The sequence below is a fragment of the Tychonema sp. LEGE 06208 genome, assembly GCF_015207505.1.
GTDB lineage: Bacteria > Cyanobacteriota > Cyanobacteriia > Cyanobacteriales > Microcoleaceae > Microcoleus.
In genome coordinates this window covers 1-5,942 of sequence record NZ_JADEWT010000187.1, presented here as the reverse complement: position 1 = coordinate 5,942, position 5,942 = coordinate 1, and the positions used below count along the sequence as shown (strand labels likewise).

The 5,942-nt window shown below is 46.8% G+C and carries 6 protein-coding genes; 3 read left to right on the top strand and 3 right to left on the bottom strand.

Going from position 1 to position 5,942, the window contains the following annotated elements:
• Positions 1-210 precede the first annotated feature (210 nt).
• Complete coding sequence (locus tag IQ263_RS27415) at positions 211-534, top strand: DUF1825 family protein (protein WP_194065282.1); 324 nt, start codon at positions 211-213, stop codon at positions 532-534.
• A 106-nt stretch (positions 535-640) separates the two neighbouring features.
• Here the strand turns inward: IQ263_RS27415 and IQ263_RS27410 are convergent, their stop codons facing one another.
• A complete protein-coding gene (locus IQ263_RS27410) occupies positions 641-2,560 on the bottom strand; it encodes a transglycosylase domain-containing protein (protein WP_194071206.1) in 1,920 nt (639 codons plus the stop codon).
• 330 nt (positions 2,561-2,890) lie between these two features.
• Between IQ263_RS27410 and tyrS the strand changes: the two genes are divergently transcribed.
• Positions 2,891-4,102 carry a tyrosine--tRNA ligase gene (gene tyrS, locus IQ263_RS27405; RefSeq protein WP_194071205.1) on the top strand — a complete coding sequence of 404 codons (1,212 nt, stop codon included), beginning with the start codon at positions 2,891-2,893 and terminating at the stop codon, positions 4,100-4,102.
• Positions 4,103-4,144: 42 nt separating this feature from the next.
• Positions 4,145-4,855, top strand: a complete 711-nt coding sequence (gene pyrF / locus IQ263_RS27400) for an orotidine-5'-phosphate decarboxylase (RefSeq protein WP_194071204.1) — start codon at positions 4,145-4,147, stop codon at positions 4,853-4,855.
• Between the two features lie 182 nt (positions 4,856-5,037).
• Here the strand turns inward: pyrF and IQ263_RS27395 are convergent, their stop codons facing one another.
• Positions 5,038-5,382 carry a helix-turn-helix domain-containing transcriptional regulator gene (locus IQ263_RS27395; RefSeq protein WP_194071203.1) on the bottom strand — a complete coding sequence of 115 codons (345 nt, stop codon included), beginning with the start codon at positions 5,380-5,382 and terminating at the stop codon, positions 5,038-5,040.
• Positions 5,375-5,713 carry a type II toxin-antitoxin system RelE/ParE family toxin gene (locus IQ263_RS27390; protein WP_194071202.1) on the bottom strand — a complete coding sequence of 113 codons (339 nt, stop codon included), beginning with the start codon at positions 5,711-5,713 and terminating at the stop codon, positions 5,375-5,377. The genes IQ263_RS27395 and IQ263_RS27390 overlap by 8 nt, the downstream gene beginning before the upstream one ends.
• Positions 5,714-5,942: the final 229 nt, after the last annotated feature.

The window sequence follows — 5,942 nt, the reverse complement described above, 5'->3', positions numbered from 1 at the left end:
CTCCCACTCTCCCACTCTCCCTATCTCCCACTCTCCCCGTCTCCCACTCTCCCCCTCTCCCACTCTCCCCGTCTGCTGTACGGAAATTGCTACTGATTCTTGTGCCTTGAGGGGTAGGGACTTCCTCCAGTAACTGATAAAATAGTAGAAAAAGCAGCGGAATTTTTCGCCTAGATCAAAATTAGTTGCATATTAAAAATTAGGAAAGCTATGGGATTTTTTGATTCAGAAATTGTTCAGCAAGAAGCCAAGCTGTTGTTTGAAGACTATCAATCTCTCATCCAACTAGGCGGGAATTACGGCAAATTCGATCGCGAAGGCAAGAAAATGTTTATCGCGCAGATGGAATCAATGATGGAGCGCTACCGAATTTTTATGAAGCGCTTCGAGCTGTCTGAGGACTTCATGGCTCAGATGACTGTAGAGCAGTTAAAAACACAGCTCAATCAATTTGGCATCACGCCCCAGCAGATGTTTGAGCAAATGAACTCAACGCTGGAGCGGATGAAATCTGAACTGGAAAAACAATCATAAGGTCAACAGTTGACTGTTGACTGTTGACCTTATGATTGTTGACCCTTCGGCTTCGCTCAGAGCATCGCTGTTGACTGACTAATGACTAATGATTAATCACTAATAATTAAGGCCGCTCAAAAGCTGAAGCAGGTTTGAAACTTTCTGCGGGAACGCCTTGCAAAGCTTGGCTCATAAAATCTCGCCAAACAGGGGCCACAATCCCACCGCCGGTAGCACCGTAGCTCATCGGTGCGTAATTGTCGTTGCCCATCCAGACAGCAACCGACAACTGCGGCACGTAACCCACAAACCAGATATCCCGCTCTGAGGAAGTTGTACCAGTTTTCCCAGCAGCCGGTCGGCCGAGTTGGGCCGCCCTTGCCGTTCCGCTGTTAATTACTCCTTGGAGGGCGCTGTTGACAGATGCTGCGGCCCAGGCGTTGAGAACTGGTTTTGGTTTGGGCGTATTGTCGAGCAGGACGTTGCCGCTGCTGTCAGTGACTTGGACGATAAATGTGGTGTCTGAATGCCAGCCGTTGTTGGCGAAGGTAGCAAAAGCTCCTGCCATTTCTAAGGGAGTCAAGTCAACGGCACCTAATGGTAAAGAAATCACCGGTTCCATCGGACTTCTGATGCCGAGGGTGCGGCAAACCTCAATTACTTTATTCAATCCTACTTCTTGGCCGAGCTTGACGGCGGGAACGTTGAGCGATGATTCCAAAGCTCTGCGGATGCTGACGGCACCGGAGAAGCCACCGCCGTAGTTTTGAGGGTAGTAGTAGCCGTCGCCATCGCGGTAGCCGACTGGGGAGTCGTAGACAATTGAGTCGGGGGTGTATTTGCCGCTAGCAAAGGCAGCGTAGTAGACAAAAGGTTTAAAAGAAGATCCGGGCTGGCGGCGTGCTTGAATGGCGCGGTTGAACTGACTCTTTTCGTAATCGACGCCACCAACCATTGCTTTGACGAAGTGGGTGCGGGGATCGACGGCGGCTAGGGCAATTTGACCTTCCTCGCGGCTGTAAAAAAGTCCTTGGTAAGAAAGTCGATCGTGCCACGCTTTGACGGTTTCTTCGGCTATGCGCTGCATTTTGAGGTCGATCGTGGTTTGAACGCGCATTCCTCCCTTGACGACTGCATCTCGCCCGAAACGCCTAGTCAGTTCCTGCACTACGGCTTGCGTGACGTAAGGAACTTTAGAGCCGCCAAAGGAGGTAATTTTGCCGAGCTTAATTTTTTGCGCTCTGGCGGTATCGGCTTCCGCCGCCGTAATCCATTTGAGCTCTTTCATCCGGTTTAAAACCGTTTCCTGCCGTTCTTTTGACAACTTGTAATTGACAAAAGGACTGTATTCTTCTGGGGCGGAAATTAAGCCGGCGAGCATGGCTGCTTCTGCAAGGGTCAGATTATTGGCTGACTTGTTGAAATAGCTTCGAGAGGCTGTCTCTACGCCGTACAAGTTGTGACCTAAGTAGATTTGATTCAGATATAGTTGCAGAATTTGGTCTTTGTTGAGAATTTGCTCCAAGCGGATAGACATTACCGCTTCAGCTATCTTGCGACTAAATTTTGACTGGGGAGAGAGAAACAAGTTTTTGACTAGCTGCATTGTCATAGTGGATCCGCCTTCAACGGTTCTACCTTTCTCTAGGTTGACTATGAGAGCTCGGGCTATGCCGCCAGGGTTGATGCCTTTGTGGGTGAAGAAGTTGCTATCTTCGATCGCCATTACAGCTCGTTTCAGGTTCGGAGAGATTTGGTCGAGGGGTACTACATCCCGGTTAGCTTCGTCGTGGATGCTGGCTAGGGGCTTGCCGTTGATGTCGTAAATGTGGGTAGTTTCTGTAGGAGAGTAGGTTTGCAAGATGCGAACATCTGGCAAATTGCGGAAACTGATCGCTAGGCCAACCAGTCCGCCAGCGACTACGGAACTGGCTAGCATTGTGATGCTGAGTATGGTTCCGGCGGTCACTTTGCTGACTGACTGAACAAACTCGAATACAGGGGCTGAGTTTTCCGTATGTTTGCGGACTGCGTTAGTTGACACGTGGATTTCACTTCCTCACTCGATTTTGGGCTTAAGATTTGTAATTTTAGATGCGAACTCTGGAGGCTGTCAGTCGATTTTAGATTTTAGATTTTAGATTTTAGATTTACTTGCTGCGGATGAATTTGGGAGTTTGAACTCTTTGTCTAAAATTTGGGGTTCGCCGCGACTGTTGTCGGGGGCTTGGTAGGTGTTTTTGGGCGGGGTTAGCCAAGAAAAGCTGGGTCGCTTTGGGATTATGGTAGCTTGATAAGTGTGTTTGTATGCGTGAATCAGTGAGTTTAACTGATTCCGCTAAGACCGGCAAAATATTATGGTTTCCGATCGCTTATGATAACTCCTAACCTTTCAGCGCTTTACCGCGGCATCAGCGAGATTTTTCCCGATCGACCTGATTCTAGCAACCCTGACGAAAATCTGGCCCAATTGCTGGCAAAAGTCGATCGCCCGTTGCGAGTCAAACTCGGAATTGACCCCACAGGGAGCGAAATTCACCTGGGACACAGCATTTGCGTCCGCAAGCTGAGAGCTTTTCAGGACGCAGGACATACAGCGGTACTACTCATCGGAGATTTTACCGCAAGAATTGGCGATCCGACAGGGAAATCTGAAGTTCGATCGCAGTTGACAGAGGAACAAGTGGCGGAAAATGCCAAGACTTATTTAGACCAAGTGCGTCCGATTCTCGATTTTGACACGCCCGGACGCTTGGAAATTCGCTACAACTCCGAGTGGTTGTCCAAATTGGACTTGGCGAAGATTTTGGAACTGCTGGGGACGATGACGGTGCAGCAGATGCTCGCTAAAGAGGGATTTGACAACAGGATACAGCAGGAAAATGCGATTTACCTGCACGAGTTTCTGTATCCGCTAATGCAGGGTTACGATTCCGTGGCTTTGGAAGCGGATGTGGAGTTAGGGGGAACTGACCAAAAATTTAATATTGCGGTGGGGAGAGATTTGCAGCGGCATTTTGGGATGAAACCGCAGTTTGGTTTGCTGATGCCGATTTTGCTGGGGACTGACGGGGTGCAGAAGATGTCGAAGTCTTTGCATAATTATGTAGGTTTGTCGGAAGACCCGCTGACGATGTATTCTAAGTTGGAGAAAATTGCCGATAGTTCGATCGCCCAGTATTTTGAACTCTTGACAAATTTGCCGCTTGATGAATTGCCAGAAAATCCGCGCGACAAACAGAAACTTTTAGCTGTGGATGTGGTAAGTCAGTATTGGGGGAAAGCAGCGGGCGATCGGGCCCAACAAGATGCGATCGCGCTAATCAAAGGTGCGGCGGGACAAGCTGATGCTGTGGCCGAGTTTTCCTTGGCAAACGTGCAGTTTCCGGCTAAGTTGTTTTATATCCTTAGTGCTAGCGGGCTTTGCAAGAGCAGCGGTGAGGCGCGGAAGTTGATGCAGGGCGGTGGAGTGAAGTTAGAGGGCGACAAAGTTTCGGATGTTAACTTTACCTTTGAATCACCGGCAGAATTATGCGGTAAAGTTTTGCAAGTTGGGAAGAATAAGTTTGTGCGATTGGTGTCTTGAATCTCTTTTTTAACCGCAGATGAATACTGAAGATGAACGCTGATGAACGCTGATAATCGAATTATTGTTGCTTTGGATGTTTCGAGTCAAGAAGAGGCGATCGCCCTGATTGACAAACTCCCCGATGTATCTTTCTGGAAAGTCGGTTTAGAGCTATTTGTGAGCTCCGGGCCTGGGATTTTGGAAATTTTAAAACAGCGGGAAAAGCGGATTTTTCTCGATTTGAAATTTCACGACATTCCAAATACTGTAGCTGGTGCTTGTCGGGCTGCTGCTAAGTACAATGTGGATTTATTGACTATCCATTCTACCTGTGGTAAAGATGCTTTGAAAGCGGCACAGTCAGCTTTAGTAGAAGGGGCGGCCGCAGTCGATAAACCAATTCCTAAATTGATTGCAATTACGCTGCTAACGAGTTTGAATTCCCGACAGTTGGCTTTTGAGCTTAAAATACCTTTAGAGTTGCCAGAATATGCTTTGCACATGGCATTGTTAGCCAAGGAAACAGGTTTAGCCGGTGCTGTTTGTTCTCCACAAGAAGCAGAACAATTAAGAATGAGTTGCGGGGATGATTTTCTGTTGGTTTGTCCGGGGGTGCGTCCGAAATGGGCCGATGGGGGCGATCAAAAACGATCGATGACTCCAAAAGCGGCATTTAAAGCAGGTGCGGATTATCTGGTAATTGGGCGGCCGATTACAGCTTCCGACGATCCGGTGGCGGCTTTTGCGCGGATTTGTGATGAGTTGGAGTAACAATAGAAATGTTTTTTTTAACCGCCGATAAACGCCGATGAACGCCGATAGAATTTTATCTGCGTTCATCTGTGTTTATCTGCTGTTGGCGAAAAGAAATCAAGCTGCTATTATTACAGCAAATAAAAAAATAGCTAGTTTCTACTATTTAGTAATTTGGTAAGATGTTACAATTTACAAGTCTAGACGCGAGATGAGGATTCTAACATTGATGCGTCTGGAGTCTCACCTTGACTAACTGCAATCTCTGTCTTTAATCCTAAAGTCTTAAGCAAACCAATAAATCGGTAAATCTCTTCTCCCCCTGATGCTTTCAACAATTCCTGAAGTTTCTCCCAATTCTGTTGTTCGCCTTCCGTCATTATAGAGAGTTTATGTTGAGATTTAACTACGTCTTTGAGGACTGTCAATAAAAGTTCAGATTCCGGTTCGTTTTCTTCTAAAATTGCTTGAATATAAGCAGCAGCTTCTTCAATTTCTTGGAGAGATTTAATCAGATAGTCATGGTAGCTATGAGTTTTAGGCATCGTTTCTACTCCTAAATTCTATCCAGTATTCTTTGGCTTTGCGAATATCTCGATCTTGGGTACCTTTATCTCCACCGCAGAGAAGCAGTACAATAGTTGAGTCTCTTTCTCCAAAATAAACCCGGTAGCCTGGGCCGTAGTCAATTTTTAACTCGGAAACTCCCTCTCCTACTGATTTACAGTCTCCTAAATTACCAAGAGCAACTCGCTGAAGTCTACCTTTTATTTTAGCTTTTCCTTGGCGATCGCGCAAAGAATCAAGCCACTCTTCAAAAGGGATTTTTCCCTCTAAGGTTTCATAGGTTTGAATTTCTCTCGGTTGGACTTCCATGATTTCATTTAATACAAACCTTAGCGTTAATTCGGAACATTTGAGTTTCAGTCCGGTCAGTGCCAGGTATCGGAAATTTAGACAGCGCATGGTTTCGTGGTTTTTAACCAAGCTTTTGTTATAAATCTTAATGAAAGCCAGAAATGCTTAGATGTTACAGTCTACAAGTCTCGACGCGAGAGAATAGAACCCCACACCAGACCCCCCAGACCACACCGCACCCAACCGC

Coding starts and splice junctions, on each gene's coding strand:
- IQ263_RS27390 (WP_194071202.1), bottom strand. CDS start 5,713: ATGGAAGTCCAACCGAGAGAAATTCAAACCTATGAAACCTTAGAGGGA.
- pyrF (WP_194071204.1), top strand. CDS start 4,145: ATGAACGCTGATAATCGAATTATTGTTGCTTTGGATGTTTCGAGTCAA.
- IQ263_RS27395 (WP_194071203.1), bottom strand. CDS start 5,382: ATGCCTAAAACTCATAGCTACCATGACTATCTGATTAAATCTCTCCAA.
- tyrS (WP_194071205.1), top strand. CDS start 2,891: ATGATAACTCCTAACCTTTCAGCGCTTTACCGCGGCATCAGCGAGATT.
- IQ263_RS27415 (WP_194065282.1), top strand. CDS start 211: ATGGGATTTTTTGATTCAGAAATTGTTCAGCAAGAAGCCAAGCTGTTG.